This window comes from Leeuwenhoekiella marinoflava DSM 3653 (genome assembly GCF_900129005.1).
Classification (GTDB): Bacteria; Bacteroidota; Bacteroidia; order Flavobacteriales; family Flavobacteriaceae; genus Leeuwenhoekiella; species Leeuwenhoekiella marinoflava.
Genome location: NZ_FQUN01000016.1, coordinates 1 through 16,940, shown reverse-complemented (window position 1 = coordinate 16,940; position 16,940 = coordinate 1). Strand labels below are relative to the sequence as shown.

At 39.6% G+C, this 16,940-nt stretch carries 18 protein-coding genes, 3 pseudogenes and 1 riboswitch; of the genes and pseudogenes, 3 read left to right on the top strand and 18 right to left on the bottom strand.

Annotated elements, in window-relative coordinates:
- Positions 1-15: 15 nt before the first annotated feature.
- The 8 genes from BUB91_RS14550 to crcB are packed head-to-tail and all read right to left on the bottom strand — an operon-like array spanning position 16 to position 6,353.
- Positions 16-1,209 carry an MFS transporter gene (locus BUB91_RS14550; RefSeq protein WP_073100022.1) on the bottom strand — a complete coding sequence of 398 codons (1,194 nt, stop codon included), beginning with the start codon at positions 1,207-1,209 and terminating at the stop codon, positions 16-18.
- A complete protein-coding gene (locus BUB91_RS14545; protein ID WP_073100021.1) occupies positions 1,202-1,786 on the bottom strand; it encodes a phosphatase PAP2 family protein in 585 nt (194 codons plus the stop codon). The genes BUB91_RS14550 and BUB91_RS14545 overlap by 8 nt, the downstream gene beginning before the upstream one ends.
- 3 nt (positions 1,787-1,789) lie before the next feature.
- Complete coding sequence (locus BUB91_RS14540; RefSeq protein ID WP_073100020.1) at positions 1,790-2,440, bottom strand: phosphatase PAP2 family protein; 651 nt, start codon at positions 2,438-2,440, stop codon at positions 1,790-1,792.
- Positions 2,441-2,487: 47 nt separating this feature from the next.
- The gene (locus BUB91_RS14535) at positions 2,488-2,832 is read right to left on the bottom strand and encodes a DUF190 domain-containing protein (protein WP_008612696.1); all 345 of its coding nucleotides are present in this window, start codon (positions 2,830-2,832) and stop codon (positions 2,488-2,490) included.
- Positions 2,829-4,142 (bottom strand): voltage-gated chloride channel family protein, encoded by a 1,314-nt coding sequence (locus BUB91_RS14530; RefSeq protein WP_073100019.1) that lies wholly within the window; start codon positions 4,140-4,142, stop codon positions 2,829-2,831. Before BUB91_RS14530 ends, BUB91_RS14535 begins: the two co-directional genes overlap by 4 nt.
- Positions 4,143-4,151: 9 nt before the next feature.
- On the bottom strand, positions 4,152-5,432 hold the full coding sequence (gene eno / locus BUB91_RS14525; RefSeq protein WP_073100018.1) for a phosphopyruvate hydratase: 1,281 nt from the start codon (positions 5,430-5,432) through the stop codon (positions 4,152-4,154).
- Positions 5,433-5,436: 4 nt separating this feature from the next.
- Entirely contained in the window at positions 5,437-5,976 is a 540-nt protein-coding gene (locus BUB91_RS14520; RefSeq protein WP_073100017.1) for an inorganic diphosphatase, read from the bottom strand.
- Positions 5,977-5,978: 2 nt separating this feature from the next.
- A complete protein-coding gene (gene crcB / locus BUB91_RS14515) occupies positions 5,979-6,353 on the bottom strand; it encodes a fluoride efflux transporter CrcB (RefSeq protein WP_073100016.1) in 375 nt (124 codons plus the stop codon).
- 15 nt (positions 6,354-6,368) lie between these two features.
- A riboswitch (Fluoride riboswitch) is annotated at positions 6,369-6,429 on the bottom strand.
- 191 nt (positions 6,430-6,620) lie between these two features.
- On the opposite strand from crcB, the pseudogene BUB91_RS21500 reads away from it, so the two are divergent.
- From BUB91_RS21500 to BUB91_RS20655, 3 genes and pseudogenes are all read left to right on the top strand, one after another.
- Positions 6,621-6,806, top strand: a pseudogene (locus tag BUB91_RS21500) (response regulator); the annotation flags it as partial.
- 21 nt (positions 6,807-6,827) lie between these two features.
- Positions 6,828-7,157 (top strand): winged helix-turn-helix domain-containing protein, encoded by a 330-nt coding sequence (locus BUB91_RS21495; RefSeq protein ID WP_317041350.1) that lies wholly within the window; start codon positions 6,828-6,830, stop codon positions 7,155-7,157.
- Positions 7,129-7,464: a hypothetical protein gene (locus BUB91_RS20655; RefSeq protein ID WP_254796108.1), complete on the top strand. Its 336-nt coding sequence runs from the start codon at positions 7,129-7,131 to the stop codon at positions 7,462-7,464. Before BUB91_RS21495 ends, BUB91_RS20655 begins: the two co-directional genes overlap by 29 nt.
- 82 nt (positions 7,465-7,546) lie before the next feature.
- Here the strand turns inward: BUB91_RS20655 and BUB91_RS14505 are convergent, their stop codons facing one another.
- From BUB91_RS14505 to BUB91_RS14455, 10 genes and pseudogenes are all read right to left on the bottom strand, one after another.
- Positions 7,547-8,539 carry a c-type cytochrome gene (locus BUB91_RS14505; RefSeq protein ID WP_254796107.1) on the bottom strand — a complete coding sequence of 331 codons (993 nt, stop codon included), beginning with the start codon at positions 8,537-8,539 and terminating at the stop codon, positions 7,547-7,549.
- Between the two features lie 169 nt (positions 8,540-8,708).
- Positions 8,709-9,248, bottom strand: coding sequence for a DsrE family protein (locus BUB91_RS14500; RefSeq protein WP_083557958.1), 540 nt, complete (start codon positions 9,246-9,248; stop codon positions 8,709-8,711).
- A 35-nt stretch (positions 9,249-9,283) separates the two neighbouring features.
- Positions 9,284-10,225 (bottom strand): molybdate ABC transporter substrate-binding protein, encoded by a 942-nt coding sequence (locus BUB91_RS14495; RefSeq protein WP_073100013.1) that lies wholly within the window; start codon positions 10,223-10,225, stop codon positions 9,284-9,286.
- Between the two features lie 45 nt (positions 10,226-10,270).
- Entirely contained in the window at positions 10,271-11,107 is an 837-nt protein-coding gene (locus BUB91_RS14490) for an extracellular solute-binding protein (protein ID WP_073100012.1), read from the bottom strand.
- 72 nt (positions 11,108-11,179) lie between these two features.
- The gene (locus BUB91_RS14485; RefSeq protein WP_073100011.1) at positions 11,180-12,139 is read right to left on the bottom strand and encodes a YeiH family protein; all 960 of its coding nucleotides are present in this window, start codon (positions 12,137-12,139) and stop codon (positions 11,180-11,182) included.
- 99 nt (positions 12,140-12,238) lie between these two features.
- Entirely contained in the window at positions 12,239-13,138 is a 900-nt protein-coding gene (locus tag BUB91_RS14480; protein WP_073100010.1) for a LysR family transcriptional regulator, read from the bottom strand.
- Positions 13,139-13,199: 61 nt separating this feature from the next.
- Entirely contained in the window at positions 13,200-13,859 is a 660-nt protein-coding gene (locus BUB91_RS14475) for an MBL fold metallo-hydrolase (RefSeq protein ID WP_073100009.1), read from the bottom strand.
- 45 nt (positions 13,860-13,904) lie between these two features.
- Positions 13,905-15,208: pseudogene (tnpC, locus tag BUB91_RS21335) on the bottom strand (IS66 family transposase); the annotation flags it as partial.
- Positions 15,209-15,678: 470 nt separating this feature from the next.
- A pseudogene (gene mobB / locus BUB91_RS14460) lies at positions 15,679-16,086 on the bottom strand (MobB family relaxase); the annotation flags it as partial.
- Between the two features lie 11 nt (positions 16,087-16,097).
- On the bottom strand, positions 16,098-16,478 hold the full coding sequence (locus tag BUB91_RS14455; protein WP_073100007.1) for a BfmA/BtgA family mobilization protein: 381 nt from the start codon (positions 16,476-16,478) through the stop codon (positions 16,098-16,100).
- Positions 16,479-16,940: the final 462 nt, after the last annotated feature.

Sequence of the window (16,940 nt, the reverse complement as noted above, 5' to 3'; positions counted from 1 at the left end):
TTTGAATTAAAAAAGTTATTGTGGATGTTCCATTTTATTTTTGGTTTTGGGAACAAAAAACAACATAAACAGAAATACTAAGATACTCATTATTGCGGTAAGCAGAAAGGTGGCCGATGCCCCGTAAAATGTCCATAACAATCCTGCAAATGCACTTGCAACCATTAAAGCGATGCTTTGCAATGCAACAAAAAGCCCCATTGCCGTGCCCACTTCCTCATTCTTGACCAGGCCGGCCACCCACGCTTTTGAGATGCCCTCGGTGGCTGCCATATAAATTCCATAAATCCCGAAAAGAACATAAAAAAGGGTATTGTTTCCCGCTTCTGCCATTCCGAAGTAAATCCCCGAAAAAAGGATCAGTCCAAAAAGGAAAATCTTTTTTATACCGATACGGTCTGCCAATAAACCAAGCGGAAATGCGGCAAGGGCATAGACCAGGTTATAAAAGATATAGACCATAAGGACATTGTTTTCGCTTCCCGTGGCCTCGTTTACCTTGAGCAATAACAACATATCCGAACTATTGAAAAGGGAAAAAGTAATAAGCCCCACAATTAACCTTTTGTAGGTGGGGCTTGCAATTTTCCAATACTTAAAAAATGAAAAGAACCCTGGGGAACTTTTTTGCTTTTTTGTTGGCAATGGTTTCTCCTTTCTAAAATAGGTAATGCCTACCGAAATAATCCCCGGAACAAAAGCAATATAAAAAAGCCACCTAAGTTGGCCCGGATAAAAATATAAAAACAGTAGTGCGAGTGCAGGGCCGAATACCGCGCCCAAGGTGTCCCAGCCCCGATGAAAACTAAATACCTGCCCTTTGGTCTTTAATGTGGCCTCTCCCGAAAGCAGCGCGTCCCTTGGGGCGGTACGAAAACCTTTCCCGAGGCGGTCAATAGTCCTTGAAAAAAATATCCAGATCGGATAAACGAAAACGGCCATCATCGGTTTGGAGAGCGCGCTCAAAAAATAGCCCACCCGTACAAAGGGCATCCGTTTTCCTATCCTGTCGCTCCAGTTTCCAAAATAGCCTTTGCTAAGTCCTGCGGTCGCTTCGGCTAGTCCTTCCAGAACACCTATTAAAAATATGGAAAACCCAATATTTTGAAGATAAACGGGAATAATGGGATACAGCATTTCGCTTGCGATATCGGCAAACATACTTACCAGGGAAAGTATCCAGACCAGACGGGTTATATTTTTAAACATTTGAAAACTGTTTTTCTGCTTTACTCTTATAGAAAAAATACAATTTACTCATTAAATAGCCTAAACCTATTCCTACCAAAGCCGCTATTATTACATCACCCGGATAGTGGACACCATTATATATCCGACTGTAGGAAACCAATAATGCCCAAAAGCCCAATATCCATTTTAACCAATTGAATTTCTTTGGTAAAATGAAAAATAAAAATGCAGCAAGGGCAAAAGCATTGGCCGCGTGGGACGACACAAAACCATATTGGCCTCCCGGCCCGGCTTTGCTCAAATGTATCAATCCTTCCAATGCCGAATTATGAGATGGCCGCAAGCGTTTTACCGTATGCTTTATAAGGTGCGAGGCTATTTGATCTGCCAAAGTAATAAGAATCCCAATGGCAAGGAAAATCGGGATACTTCTTTTTTTGTAGTGCCAAATCAAAAGAGCTGCGATTGCAGTGTAAAAGGGTATCCAAAACAGTTTATCACTTGCCCAATACATAATCGGATCAAAAAAAGCATTGTGCTTTCCGTTAAGATAAAGGAAAAGCTTGGTGTCCAATGAATTTAAATTTTCTATCATATCTTAAAGGGGTTTGAAATCAGAGCTTAAAAGCAACTTTTTTTTATTAATGAGATTTTGCCTCATTTTATAACAAAGCAAAGCAGATGATACCCCAATAATAATTCCGCCCAATACATCACTCGGATAATGCAAACCTAAATGCAATCGGGAATAGCCTACCAATATTGCCCAGATAAATAAAATCAATTTTAAAAACCATTTTTTATATACATTAACCAGGGCAGCCACCATAGCAAATGTTAGCGTTGTATGACCAGAGGGAAATGAAGGGCTTAAACTTTCTTTGGTTTTTTCTAAATAATCATAGATAATGAATGGCCTTGTTCTGTTGAAGCCATACTTAAACAACGTAACAATAACGACTGCAACAAAAATTGAAATGATGACATACAGCATATTTTGGATTGTGATTATTTCCTTTTTTATCAATCCCTTTATTAATACAAAAACAGGAATACTAAAGACTATCGGGTACGCCAAATTTGTAATAATCCTAAAGGTTTCGTCCAAAGATTGATCCCTGTTAAGATAGATTACCTTAAGTGTGTTGATATCCAGGTTTGGAATAAAAAAGAAGGCAAGAATGGAAAGAAAAATGCCTATCCCAATGCTTATTTTTATGTTCTTTCTATTTAATGGGTTAATTGCCATAATTTTTCTTAGATCGTATATTGATAAAGCTTGACCTATTCAATTCTTTATTTTTTCAATTCAATTTCACTTTTTACCACTACGATTTTTGTTTCCTCAAGCAATAGCTTTTGATGTTGTAAAAATTCATTGATTTTTTCTTCTGTATCAGTGAGTTCTACCACGTGCGGATGCTTATAATGCCTTGTTTCACTAATTCCCCAGTGAATTTTTCCTTTTTCAAAATACCCTTTGCTCACGTTAAAATTCAACGCCTGATCTAAATCAAAAGCTTTGGCTTTTTTTATCAATTCTGAAGCAAAATCGCCGGCCTTCAATCTGTTCCAAAAAGAAAGGTTTTTTATTTTTTGACCGTATTCAAAGTAAATCCTGATGGTTATGTGGTTTTTCATTTATTATTGTTTTTATTTCGTCTATGTTTAATTTCAGCTAATTGAAGACCTTTTTCGCGGGTATAAACCGGATGCTTTGGGCTTCCTATAATTTGGGAGGAATAAACCCCGGAATGGCCGGAGAATAAATAAGCAGTACTACAAGCTAACGCTATAAAGACACCTGATTCTATTCCGAAAAGTTCTATTCCCATTACCGTACAGGCAATGGGCGTATTGGTTGCCCCGGCAAAAACGGCCACAAATCCCATACCCGCCAACAAACCCATTGGCAAAGGAATAAACCAAATCAAAACGTTGCCCAATGTAGCCCCGATATAGAACAAAGGGGTTACTTCACCTCCCTTAAAGCCTGCGCCAAGGGTAAACGAGGTGAACAAAACTTTTAATAAAAAATCATAAGAATTGAGATGAATATTAAAAGAATCGACAATAGTTGGAATGCCAAGCCCTATATATTTGGTGGTTCCCATAAAATAGATAGCGATTGCCAAAATAACCCCACCAATTACCGGTCGTAAAGGCGGATAATTGATGTATTTTTTAAACAAATCGCTCCAGAAATGGGTCGATTTGGAAAACAGCATCCCTACCAGGCCAAAAATAATCCCTGCCAATAATGCCCATAACAAATTTGCCGGGTTCATATTAGCTACTTCGGTTATATGATATTGGGTATGGGAAACGCCCCAAATCCTGCAAAAATAATCAGCAAAAACAGCCGCCATAAAACTTGGGATAATAGCATCCAATCTTATACGCCCCAATACCAAAACTTCAAGGGCAAAGATTCCCCCGGCCAAGGGTGTTCCAAACACCGAAGCAAAACCGGCACTTATCCCGGCAATCAACATAATTTTACGGTTTCGTCTTGAAAGTTTGAACAGCTTCGTAAACCTGTCGGCCACTGCGCCACCTACCTGAACTGCCGTCCCTTCACGACCAGCTGACCCCCCGAAGAAATGGGTGAGAACAGTTCCGAACAGCACTAAAGGTGCCATCCGGAAAGGAATGATCTTTTTTGGGGAGTGAAATTCCTCCAATAATAAATTATTGCCCTTAACGACACTATTTCCATATAGATGATAAGAAAGACCAATTATAAAACCACCTACGGGCAATAAGGCAATAATCCATAAATGGGATTCCCGCCAGGCAGTTGCCCATTCCAGGCTTAAAAGAAAAAACGCAGAAATACTTCCGGCAATGGCACCTATTAACAAGCAGATCAAGATCCACTTTAAAAGATATAGAAGGGAGGGTATTTGTTCTATTGAGGCTAAAGATTCTTTAATTTTTTTCAGATTCATACGGCCTAATTAATTATTTTTAAAGGCTTTTATCCCCGTAAACACAGCTTCTTTGCCCAATTCCTGTTCTATCCTGATGAGTTGATTGAACTTGGCAATGCGCTCGCCACGGCTACCGCTTCCCGTTTTTATTTTTCCGGCTGCCGTTGCCACGGCCAAATCTGCGATAAAAGTATCCTCGGTCTCCCCGCTTCGATGGGAAATGAAAAAACTGTATTTGTTCTTCTTTGCCAATGCTATTGTTTCCAAGGTTTCGGTAACTGTACCTATTTGGTTCAACTTGATGAGAATGGAATTACAGGCGTTTTTATCAATGGCTTCCTGTAAAAGTCTTTTGTTGGTACACAGCAGATCATCCCCGATCAATTCGATCTTGCTCCCCAGTTCATTTGTCAGGGTCTGCCATCCTTCCCAGTCGTTTTCCGCCATTCCATCTTCCAACGAAATAATGGGATATTGATCTACCCAGCTTTTCCAAAGATCAATGAGCTGGTTGCTTGAATATTTTTTTTGAGTGCTTTTAAATAAAACATAGTTCCCTTCCTGCCATAGTTCGCTCGCTGCGGGATCTAGGCAAATGGAAATATCGGTGCCCGGTTTATAGCCTGCTTTTTCAATAGCTTCAAGAATTACTTCAATCGCTTCTTCGTTTGATTTTAAATTAGGTGCAAACCCGCCTTCATCGCCAACCCCGGTAAAGTAATTTTTATTTTTCAGGATACTTTTCAAGGCGTGGAAAGTTTCTTCTCCCATTCGGATAGCTTCATAAAAAGCGGGGGCGTTATGGGGGGCAATCATAAATTCCTGAAAATCCACATTGTTATCGGCGTGAGCCCCGCCATTTATCACGTTCATACAGGGCACCGGCATTGTGAATTTTCCATCGGTATTCAAATAACGGTATAAAGGCTCTTTCGAAAATGCTGCTGCCGCTCTGGCAAATGCCATAGAAATGGGCAGTATGGCATTGGCGCCAAGATTTGATTTGTTGGAGGTGCCGTCCAGTTCCATTAGAAAATTGTCCAACTCCTGTTGGTTATCGAACACCTTATTGGAAAGGGCCGGTGCGATAATTTGGTTAATGTTGTTTACCGCCTTTAATACCCCTTTGCCATTGTATCGCGTTTTGCCCCCGTCCCGGAGTTCAACAGCTTCCTTTTCCCCAGTACTTGCAACGGAAGGGCAGATGGCACGGCCAAAAAATCCTTTTTCTAAAGTAATTTCTGCTTCCACAGTTGGATTTCCACGGGAGTCCAAAACTTCCCTTGCAATGAGTTTTTGAATTTTCATAATTTTAGTTTTTAAATTCTTGTTGATAATCGGTGATTGCTTGTTGAATAATTTCTTTCGCCATTGCCGCATTTTGAAATTCTTCCACCCGGACGGTTTTATTTTCCAGCTTTTTGTAATCCTCAAAAAAGTTTTTGAGCTCCAGGGCAAAGTGTTTGGGCAGTTCTGAAACATCGTTGATATGGTTTACGCTCATATCATTTTTCGCGACCGCGATTATTTTATCGTCGGCTTCGTCATTATCGATCATCCGCATTACCCCGATTACTTTGGCCTCCAAAATACAGAGCGGTTGCACATCGATTTGCGAAAGCACCAAAATATCAAGCGGGTCGTGGTCTTCCCCCAAAGTCTGGGGGATAAACCCATAATTTTCGGGATAGTTTACCGACGAAAACAGCACCCGGTCCAGGCGGAGCATCCCAGTTTCTTTATCCAGTTCATATTTAGCCTTACTCCCCTTGGGGATTTCAATAATTGCCTGAACCATTTCAGGTTGTCCGTTTCCGATGGGCACGTGGTGCCAAGGATTAAAGTTTTTCATATTCATATTTTTGTTAAAGTTATTCCCCCAAATACAGCTAATAAGCCAAGCGTGAAACTACTTATTGCGTAGATGGCAAAAGTGAGGTAGTTGGAATTCTGAAGTAAAATTGTGTTTTCTAAAGTAAAGGAGGAAAAAGTGGTGAAGCCCCCGCAAAAACCGGTGGCAAGGAAAAGGCGTACTTCCGGCGTGAGCCATTCAAAGCGTTGCCCAAGGCCAAATACCAGCCCGATCAACAGACAGCCCAAAATATTTGCGGCAAATGTTCCATAAGGAAACGCGGATGGGAAGTGTTTGGTCAGCCATATTGCAATGAGATACCTTGCAATACTGCCCAAAAAACCCCCTGCGCCCACCAATAAAAAAATCCTACCCATAATCGTTTTAGATTAAATTGAGCAGGAGTCATTAGCTTTTTGGGCGGTTTTGGCGAACTCCATCGCCTTTGTATGTTAAGTGTGCAAAATTAAGATTATTATTTACAAATCCCCTATTTTATTTCCAATTTCTGAAACGGATAAAATTAGTCCAGACCTGCTGATTGTTCAACAGTATTCCCGGCCAAAATGGATTTTTATTTTTTAAAAAATAAAATAGACTGCTGGGACTAAAGCCTTTCCAGACTATTTGATTACAGGTATCACTGTATCCTTTTGGACCTTATGTTGCCGGGAGGGAATGGCCTTGAGCTCCTTGAAGCCTTCAAGAGGGAAAATAAAAAGGATGGCGTCATCATTATTTCCGCCAAGGACAGGGTCGAAGACAAGATCAAAGGCCTACAGCTTGGGGCGGATGATTATCTGTCCAAACCTTTTCATCTTTCGGAACTTAATGCACGTATTTATTCGTTGATGCGCAGGAAAAATTTTGAGAATACAAATATTATTCAGTTCAATGAATTGCAGATAGACCTTATGGCCAAGTCGGTATCCGTTAATAAAAAACCCATAAAAATCACTAAAAAAGAATATCGCCTTTTGCTCTTCCTCATCGGCAATGAAAGCAGATTCATCTCAAAAGGGTCGATCGCCGAACATTTATCCGGGGATATGGCCGATATGCTGGACAACCACGATTTTGTCTACGCACACATCAATAATTTGAAAAAAAAGCTTTCCCGTGCCGGTTGTGAAGATTATATAAAAAGCATTTATGGAATGGGTTATAAATGGGGATTATGAAGAGGCTCGCCACCAAAAGTTTGATCTACTATTCGATAGGGCCGTTGCCCTGACCGAGATCGAAAATGCCTTTGTAAAGGCTGATCGCGCAACATTATCCCGCACCATTATGACTTTTGAAACGAGCGGAATCGTACATCAAATACACGATGGAACGAGAATACCAAAATATGCACTTTGTGAAGTAGGGTACAATTGTGAAATTGACCAAGATCTGCACATCCATTTTCATTGTACCCATTGTGATGAGACGGTTTGTTATGGACATTTTACGGGGCATCGCTTACCTTTCTGCTTACCGCAATAATGAGTATGTTAGTATTTCTCTTTATGCTGTTTTTTCGTTCCTAAACCTTCATTGAAAAGGCCTTAAAAAATATAAAATTTTTTCATTTTGTTTTTACCAGCTGGTATCTTTCCTTATAATATTTAATAATTGGCGGAAAAGGCCCCAAGGCGTGTTGAGAAGGTGGGAATGGATCTGTCCAGGGCCCGTAAGGAGTAGAAACTGGTTTTTGCTTTTTATCGGGATAGTCTGACTGGGTGTTTTCTTTTAGAGGTCGGCTAAAGCTATTGATGTAACCTGCCAAATTATAGGCCTCTAAATCGGTTAATTTTGGATGGTTCCAGGTAGCCTGTCCGAAAGGCATATTTCCTTTAATAAATTCTGCCGAAGTTATAACCCGGTGCATTCCGGCCCCGTTATTATAGCTGTCGGCCCCCCACAATGGTGGATATTGATAGCCTTTGGTGCTATCGGTCAGTTTTACCCCCTCTCCATTTTGCCCATGGCAGACCATGCATTCCTTTGCAAATAGCGATTTTCCCTCCGCCAGGTTTACGGCAGTATCCGGAAGGCTGATTTCTGCATATCCTTTATATTCCTTTTCTTTTTCCTTGGGCATATCTTTTCCTAACCATTCCATATAGGCTACTATAGCTTTCATAGCCCGGGAACCGGTTGGAAGTTTTTTACCATTCATACTACGTTCCATGCAGCCGTTTATCCTGTTTTCTATTGTACTCATTTTATTGGAACGACCGCTAAATTTCGGATATCTGTTAGTCACCCCAATCCAGGAAGCAGATCCTGCCTGTGTACCAGCCTTTAAATGGCAGTTCATACATGCCAGATTATTGCCGGCATACTTCATAGAAGTGTCTTTTGCCATGGGCCCCATATATTTTGGGGTTTCGGAGATAAGTTGATACCCGTATTTTACATTATTCGGCATATTCCCCGAACTGAATTCGGCCTCCACATCTTTAGGTTTCCAAACTGTGGCGATAGTTGGTTTTTGTGCAAACAACGAGGGATTCGAATTATAAAGGTAAGCGCCGGCAAATAATACAATTATTAATGCTGTACAGGTACCAAACAAATAGGTAATGGCTTTAACGACCGATTTTAAATCTTCCATAATTATTTCATGAGTGGTTTAATTCCCTCTTCCCGAATTAAATACCTGGAGATTATAAAATCCGGGATTGAGCTCGAATTATTGAGCTTGAGAGGCCAAAAGTGGGTATTCAGGAAAAATTGCTTCGTTTTTAGAACATTATTACATAGCCCTGCATTTGATAGGTAGGAATATCTATAAGCGCAGAAAGGGTGAAATCAGTATATTTATTTAATTCTGAATAAGGGTCTATATTGTGTTCGGCAGCTGCCTGCCCGCAAACTTCGATTTTTACCCCGTAATCAGTTAACTTTTTCATTAAATCGAGGTTGGGATTTTTCTTTTGGTACCTTTTCATATAGGCATCATCAGACATTACAATATCGGTATCGGGGCCGCTAATTACAGCAACTATTTTAACATTTTGTGAAGGCACCCCGGTTACTCCAAATAAATTTACCTGTCGCGCAATATGCCACAGACCGGCATTTACCCCTTCCTTTTCATTTTTTGAAGTTAAATGATAAAGGATTTTATACTCCTTATCTTTCTCGGGTTGAATTCCCGCATCTTTAAAGTATTTCACCTTTCCGTAACCGTCGATAACGGGAGTTTGCCATTCTTGTGCCGCAGCAAAATTTAAGGTTAGAATTGTAAGGAAAAAAACGAGCAATAAGTTTTTAATTTTCATATTATGCGTGGGTTATACTAATTAATTTAAAAGCCTTAATTTACAGAACTAAATCCGTATTTTTTATAAATCTGCACTGCTTCCTGCGAAGTTAAAAATTCCATAAATGCACTGGCCGCTTCCGGATGGGGAGCTGTTTTTAATTGACCCGCCATATATGTGGCTTCTACATTAATAGCATCTGGAATCGCAACCATATCTATTGGATGGTTGGTAAGTGAAGATTGATAATAGGCTTCACTATACCAAACCGGGCCGGCATCAGACTCCCCGTACATAATCCTTAAGGGAGTTTGGCGATGATGGATCGTGGTAAGATAAGTGGTATTTTTACTTAACTTCTCGTTCATTATATGGGTTTTAAGATCATTTCCGCCCGCATTTTCATAAGCTTTAATAATTCGGGTGGCGATACCTTCCCATTCTGGGTTGGGCATGCTTATTTTTACGTCGGCTCTACCCAGGTCGTATAAGCTTTTAATATTTTTAGGATTGTCTTTCGCAACCATAATGGCTAATTTATTTTTTGCGTAAGCCAGGGTTTTTATAAACCTGCCTTCTTTTTCCCCTTGTTCAATTTTTCCTTTTCCGGCGGTAACAATATCTGGTTTAAGGCTTATCCGCATATTCCCCAAAATAAGGTTTCCGCTTTCCAGTTGTTGCCCTTCTATTCCGGGAGGGATTGTTTCGGCAAATACCCGGCTGTATTTAGGATACTTTTTTCTGAAAGCTTCCAGAAGCTCCGGAACGGCCATATATTGATTACCCGCAAAGAAAACCACAAGATCGGGGTTATTTACATCGCCATGAAAATCTGGCGCATTATCGATCCCATATCCTGTAAATACAGTCCCTGCAAGCGGGGAAGTCTCCCAGGGGGCATCGTAACGATGTTCGTAATCTTTCGCGTTTTGTGCAAACACCGAATGTGCCAGCAAAAAAAGCAGTATCGTTGATAAATTTACACAGGTTTTCATGATATAAATAATTTAATGGATATATAGAATTGGTATTAAAATCGTTTAATGGATCCAGCCTTCAGATTTAAAAATTTCTTCCGCAGGTGGACTTTTTAGAAATTTTATAAACTCTTTAGCTTCAGCATCTGCTTTATTATTCGTTACCACGGTAAGATCTCTATAAATAGCCCTATCTGGTTCGATCTCTACTAAATCGGCCTGCTCTGGATGTGTGATTACCCAATAATTCCAAGTAATCCAGGCATCGGCATTTTCTTCTTTAAAAGCTTTAAACCCGGCACCGCTTCCCATAGCATAATTGATAATGTTTTTACGAAATTCCTTCAAATCTTCTAAATTCCCAGTTCGGCCCACGACATCTTCCCAGACCCCGGTTCCAGAAGTGTTATAAACTCCAGCCCCTTCTACCACCACAATCCGCATTCCTGGTTTTAAAAGATCCTTAATCCCTCTAATATGCTTAGGATTTCCCTTTTGAACTGCAATTGCCGCAGGACGGAGGTAAATGGGCTCCACATTTTCACTTTTAAACTCGGTATAGGTCTGTAAAAATGCCGTCATAGATTGTTCCGCAGTACCCCAAATAATGTCTGCATCAGCCTGAGCTTCGGCCGTCCATTTAGATTCGGGACCAAATTTAACCACAACTTTATTCCCGGTTTCCTTTTCAAAGACCTTAGCAGCTCGAATTATGGCCGTTTGTGGACCGCCGGCGCCGTAAATTCGAATTATTCCATCCTTGGGAGAATATTTTATTTTGGGTTGTAACAATTCACTTTTCGAAGAAGATTCCTCTTTTTTATTAACATCTTTCTTAACCGAAGTATTACAACTAAGGTTAAATAAGACCAATACTAATGCCCAGATCTTTACTGACATTTTTAGTTTTAAAAATTTCATAATTATTTTTGTGTTAAGGTTACGGAATCATTAATAAAAATGCTTGCCGTTTTAATTTATAGTATGCAATATCACCATTAAAGAGCCTATCGAAATAAAACCCCATATAATAACAGCTTGTAAAAGTGGTTTTAAACCTACAACTTTCAACGACTTAGCGGTAAGACTGGTACCAATTAGAAAAAGGGTTAGGGTTAAGGCCATCTTTGCGCCTTGCACTATATAACCTGAAACATGCTGAACCGCAGGCACATAGGTGTTTATAGCGATTGCCAATATAAACAACCCAATAAAATAGGGCACTTTTATCTTTTTGGTGCTTCCTTTAGAAAATACCGCAAAAAGCAAGGATACCGGTAAAATCCATAAAGCCCTTGCCAGTTTCACGGTAGTGGCAATTTGCAGGGCCTTTGGGCCATACACATCTGCAGCACCTACTACCGAACTTGTATCATGAATAGCAATAGCACACCAAATTCCAAACTGGTGTTGCGTAAGGTGCAGGTAATGCCCAATAGAAGGAAAGATAAACAGCGCGATAGAATTCAGTAAAAACACAATTCCCATAGATACAGAAATTTGCTTGGCATCGGCTTTTATTATAGGAGAAATGGCCGCGATGGCACTTCCCCCACAAATTGCCGTTCCAGACGAAATAAGTTTGGATATTTTTTTATCGATGCCGAACAACTTTCCTAAAAGTAAGCCCAAAGTTAACGTAAGGCTAATCGATGCGACCGTAAATAAAAAACCTTCCTTCCCGGCTTGTAGGGCGCTCGATACACTCATTCCAAAACCCAATCCCACTACAGCAACTTTCAATAACCAATTTACGGCTTTATGGCTCAGGCTGCTAAAGGGGTTTCCTATTAATTGAGCAACCACCAATCCTATCGCCAGGGCAATAGGTGGCGAAATGAGTGGAGTTAAGCATAGGGAAGCTATAAGAAGGAAAGCTATTTTTGAACCGGTAAAGTCTTTTCCAAAAAGACTGATTTTTTTAAAATTCATAGAGTTACATTTTAAGGCATAAAAACAATACATTAATGCTTAATCCGATGTAAATGTAGCCGGGATTTAGAGGGAACGCAAATGATAAAAAGTTATCTATTATAACTTAGTGTTATAATGGTGTTGCAGGAAATTTAGAAACAAGGTAGATAATGCCGACTGATGGCCTTGCTTAAAGATAAAATGAAAAGGCCGCTCTATCGAAAAATCCTGTATATCGATAATTCCCAGTTCTCCCGATTTTAGTTCTTTTAAAATGGTATTAACGCTCAAAAAAGCCATGCTATACTTATCGCTTAAATAAGTTTTAATGCTTTCGGAACTACCCAGGCGCATTTCGATAGTTAAATCTTGCAAGCTTACGCTTTGTTTTTGCAGTGCTTCCAGGATAATCTCCAAACTTCCGGATCCTTCTTCCCTTAACACTAAAGGCTTATCAACCAATTCTTTTACACTCATAGCAGGCGTGTTAAACAAGGAATGACCATTGGCCACTACCAATACAATTTCATCTTTTAAAAATGGATGATAGGCAATTTCCCGATTTTTGGAATAGCCTTCAATAAATCCCAATTCTACCGTGTCGGTCAAGATCGCCTTTTCCACATTTTCGGTATTGGCATTTAGTAAGGTTAAACTTACCTTGGGGAATTTTTTATGAAATTTAGCAAGAGCTTCCGGAAGCACATATTGCGCTACCGTAGTGCTGGCGGCTATTCTTAAAACACCTTCCGTTTGATCTATAAGCGCGTTCATGTCGAACTGCAGCGCCTTATATTGGCCAAAAATCGTTTTGGTGTGCTGCAAAAGGGTTATCCCAGCCGGAGTAAGGTTTATGCTGTTACCTTTTCGTTCAAATAAGCGTTGTTTAAAATGAAGTTCAATGTTTTTGATGTGTTTGGTAACCGCCGGCTGGGTAATATGAAGTTCTTCCGCAGCTTTCGAAAAGCTTAAACGGGTAGCTACCGAATAAAATACCTGAAGTTTGTAATCGAACATTATAAACAAAAGTAATATTTATTGCAGAAAAAGCATCTTCGCAATAATTATTTTTGAAATCTTAGAAAGAAATCCCATCGCCAATTTCATATAAAGTCAGAAATTGGATCCCTTCATCTTTAAAATAAGGGAGATAAGTATTATAGCGTTGCTTTAAAAAATAAGGTTTGGCAAATCCATCGTGGACCGGAAATATAATTTCGGGCTTCATTTTTAACGCAAAATGATAAACATCCAGTTCAGTTAAAAAAGGAGCCATCACGGGTAAAATCAAGCAATGGATACCTTTAAACCTAAGGAGCTTGTTGCTGAAGGAATCGCCGGGATTTAAAATTTTATCATTAATTAGGTAAGCGGTATTTTTAGGACATTTTTCAGATAATATTTCCTGATGGGGTGTAACTAAAGCATCCACTTTAAAGGAACCCAGGATTTTCTGTCCTTCTTCAAACAGATGAACTTTTAGACCTTGGGCGCTTAATGCCTCCGTCACTTCTGAATTCCCATAAATATCGGCTCCCGATAATTTGGAGATTAGGGTTAACGCATCAATATCTATATGATCGAGATGATCATGGGTTAAAATTATAAAATCTACATCTTTAAAGGTTTCAGGAGCTACCAGCTTGTCCTGAAAGGTGAACTTTCCCGGATCGAAAAGCAACTTTTTATCACCTTCAGAAATTAAAATGCAAGAATGTACATATTTTTGAATACGCATAATTTTAGGTTACGGTGTTATAAAATTAGAATCTTTTTTTTGTAACTAATCAGTTTGTACTTCTGTACCTAATTCTGCTATAAAAATAAGACTATTTAAGACATTTGCCCCACTTTTAATGGTTGTATCTATTACCGATCTTATTTTAGCAAAATTCTGTGCTGCTTGTTCTTTTTTGAACTGTCATGATATTTTTTGTTTGACCTTTACATTGCGTATGGCCCGCTCCGAGGCGTTATTATCTGGCGGCACGTTTTTGAAGTAGAGAAAGGTAAAGAGGCTATGCCTTTCTTTGCGCATTCTTTTGTAAAAAGTGTAAAGCTCTTTATGTTTTTTATCAGGAGGCCGTTCCAGTAAGTCAGGTGCTTTACAATGGAGGTTCTTTCAATTTGATGTTCCCGGTTTTGAAGGTCCAATTTGTTTTTAAGTTTTAGGAACCGTGCAAGAAGTTTTTTAAAATCTTTGCTCCATTTATTCTTAGGATACCGCTGGTTAAGGTAGTTCAGCGTACGGCTCAAATGCGCCAAACAGCTTTGATGGTTTTAGGAAGCGGTTTTAAGCTGTGCTTTCCATCCATCGTGTACCAAAGTGCTTTGGGGAAATCCCAAGAGGAATTCCCTGTCGATAGTTTGGCCCCCTCTGTTATCTGAATGAGCAATAAAAGTAAGTTTGGAGGTTTGCCAGGTCCAGAACCAATGCTTCTTGCCATTGACCTTGACCCCGGTCTCATCCGTGCCTACTTCCGGGCTTTGCTGCACCCGTTGTTTTATGATTTGGTACATCGGAGTGGTTTTTTGGGCAAACTTCCCGAGTAGATAATGGATGCCCCCTTCGCTAATATTGACTCCAAAAACATTGTTGAAAGTTACTTTCATCCTGGCAAAGGGCAAGTGTTGGCGAGCATGGAAATAAGCAATAAGTGCTTCGATATTTTCTCCATAACTTATAGGGGCATTCACGCGTTGTGGAAAGCCCGAAGTAGTTTGACATCCACAACCGCATATTTTGCTGAATGTCCGGTATTCTGTATAGACTGCTTTTATGGGTGGGAGATCTATTATTTGCCTGGAGTTTTCTTTGATAGGGGACCTATCCTGCAAGGATGCACCACAGACATTGCAATACTCCGGTTGTAACTCAATAACCACATCCGTAAAGCTTATCATTTCAAGGGCATTGCCCTGTCTCCCCTTTTGTCCACCCGGCTTTTTACCAGTAGGGACTCGCAAGCTTTGATTCTTTAGAGGTCGGTTCTCATCCTTAGAAGGTGGTATAGAACTGTTACGGCTGTTCTTGGTATATTCATATTTAGCCAGGCGATCCTTTAGAAAAGTATTCTCCTTTTCAAGGGATTCCACTTTTTTCTCCAATGCTTCAAGATGCCTTATAAGTGCTTCGATATTCACACCATGAAAGTACAAAAGCAAAAATATTGAACTAATATTCTTGCCGACTATGGCATGAAGCAAAAATTTTTCAAGGTCTTTTTGTCATGCCAAAAACAACTATATTAGATACTGATTAGTTACTCAAATTTTAATAAAAACATAAAAATTAATTCCTGCAAAGACACTAATAATATATAACAAACTATGACTAAAATTGATTGTATAAATAACAAAGTTTATCATGGCAATTTTTTAGGCTAGTAGCCACTCATTTAAATATAATGCTTCAAAAACTATATCGGCACTCTTATATTACTACCACCATAAACTATCAAGCTAACTTTATTCATAAAGATGCTGACGATGCATTGGATAGTGTAATTAATTTTTGATTTCCAGTAATGAATTTGGAGTGATAAAAAATATACTAAACCCTTAAACGTTCGTTGATGCTCTATTTTTGCATAATACTTTATATCATTTACGTTTACAGGCCGCCCATTGATTTCGCGATTGAACGATTGCACATAATCCTTCATCAGCTCACGGGTGTACTTTTTCAGATCATCGCTACTGTTCTGCAATCGGTTCAATTCGTATTTAGAAGGGCTGACGGTAATCGAATAGAATTTCGGTTCTTTCTTTTTCAGTTTGGCACCGTTTCCATCAATATCTTTTACCACTTCCTCGGCCGATATTTCATCGCCATATTGATTGAAAAAATGCTCCATATCCTCCTGCTCCAGACCTTGATTTTCCTTTTCCAGATAGCCCACAAAATCGACCGAACTTTGGGAGTAATTACCGCCAAGTTTTTGAGGTGTGATCGTAATATACATAGCTCAAAAATTTACAGTTCGTTCTTTTGATTTCGTTTTTCGCGGAAGCGTACTTCCTTCTTTTCTTCCACAAATTTCTTCTCTAAGATCAAGGGTTTCTTTTTGGGTTCTTCGGTCTGAAAAAGGGATTCGATCATCGCCACGGTGGGTTTCGTCTGGGTCTTTTCCATATCCCTCATTATGGCAATTACCGCATTGATCCGTTTCTTTAAATTGGCCTCGATCGTCCTTCCGGTCGGGCCCAGTTTTTCCCGTGGGGATATCTCGTTGTAGTGGAAAAAATCGAGCATCGTGGCCATTGCCTCGGTATGAGATTTGAAGTGTGCTTTTGAAAATTGCTGGAAACGTTTCGCCGTTTCCTTTTTGAACCTAATGCCGGTAAATGAGTCCATAATTCGCCGATTTGTCGCAAATCCTTCCCTAAAAATGGGCGCTTTCGGGGCATTTGTCGCAAATTGTAGAAATTCAAATAATCGATTGATTTTTAAGTGTTTTAAAATCAGATGATTAACAAGGAAAAGGAGTACTTAACATCGCATCGCGTGTTACCCTCTTGCTACTCCCCTTAGTTTTGCGAACGCACTTTATTTAGGGATTATTTATATGTTAGTGAGTTTCCGTAATTGTTAACTTTCTATCGGGGAATAGCCCCAATAATAATAAACTGTGACCAAACTGATGGGGGCGAATTATACGCTACTCAAAGCTGTGGGCTTATACTTTATTTGATAAAAGCCCCCGTCAGTTATCTCCAGAACGGCATCAGATGGAAATTCAGGTTTTTAGACCTATTATCAGGGGTTCGATGGTTATCTGGATACTGGTTAGTTATCTAAAATCCTATCTATTATGAA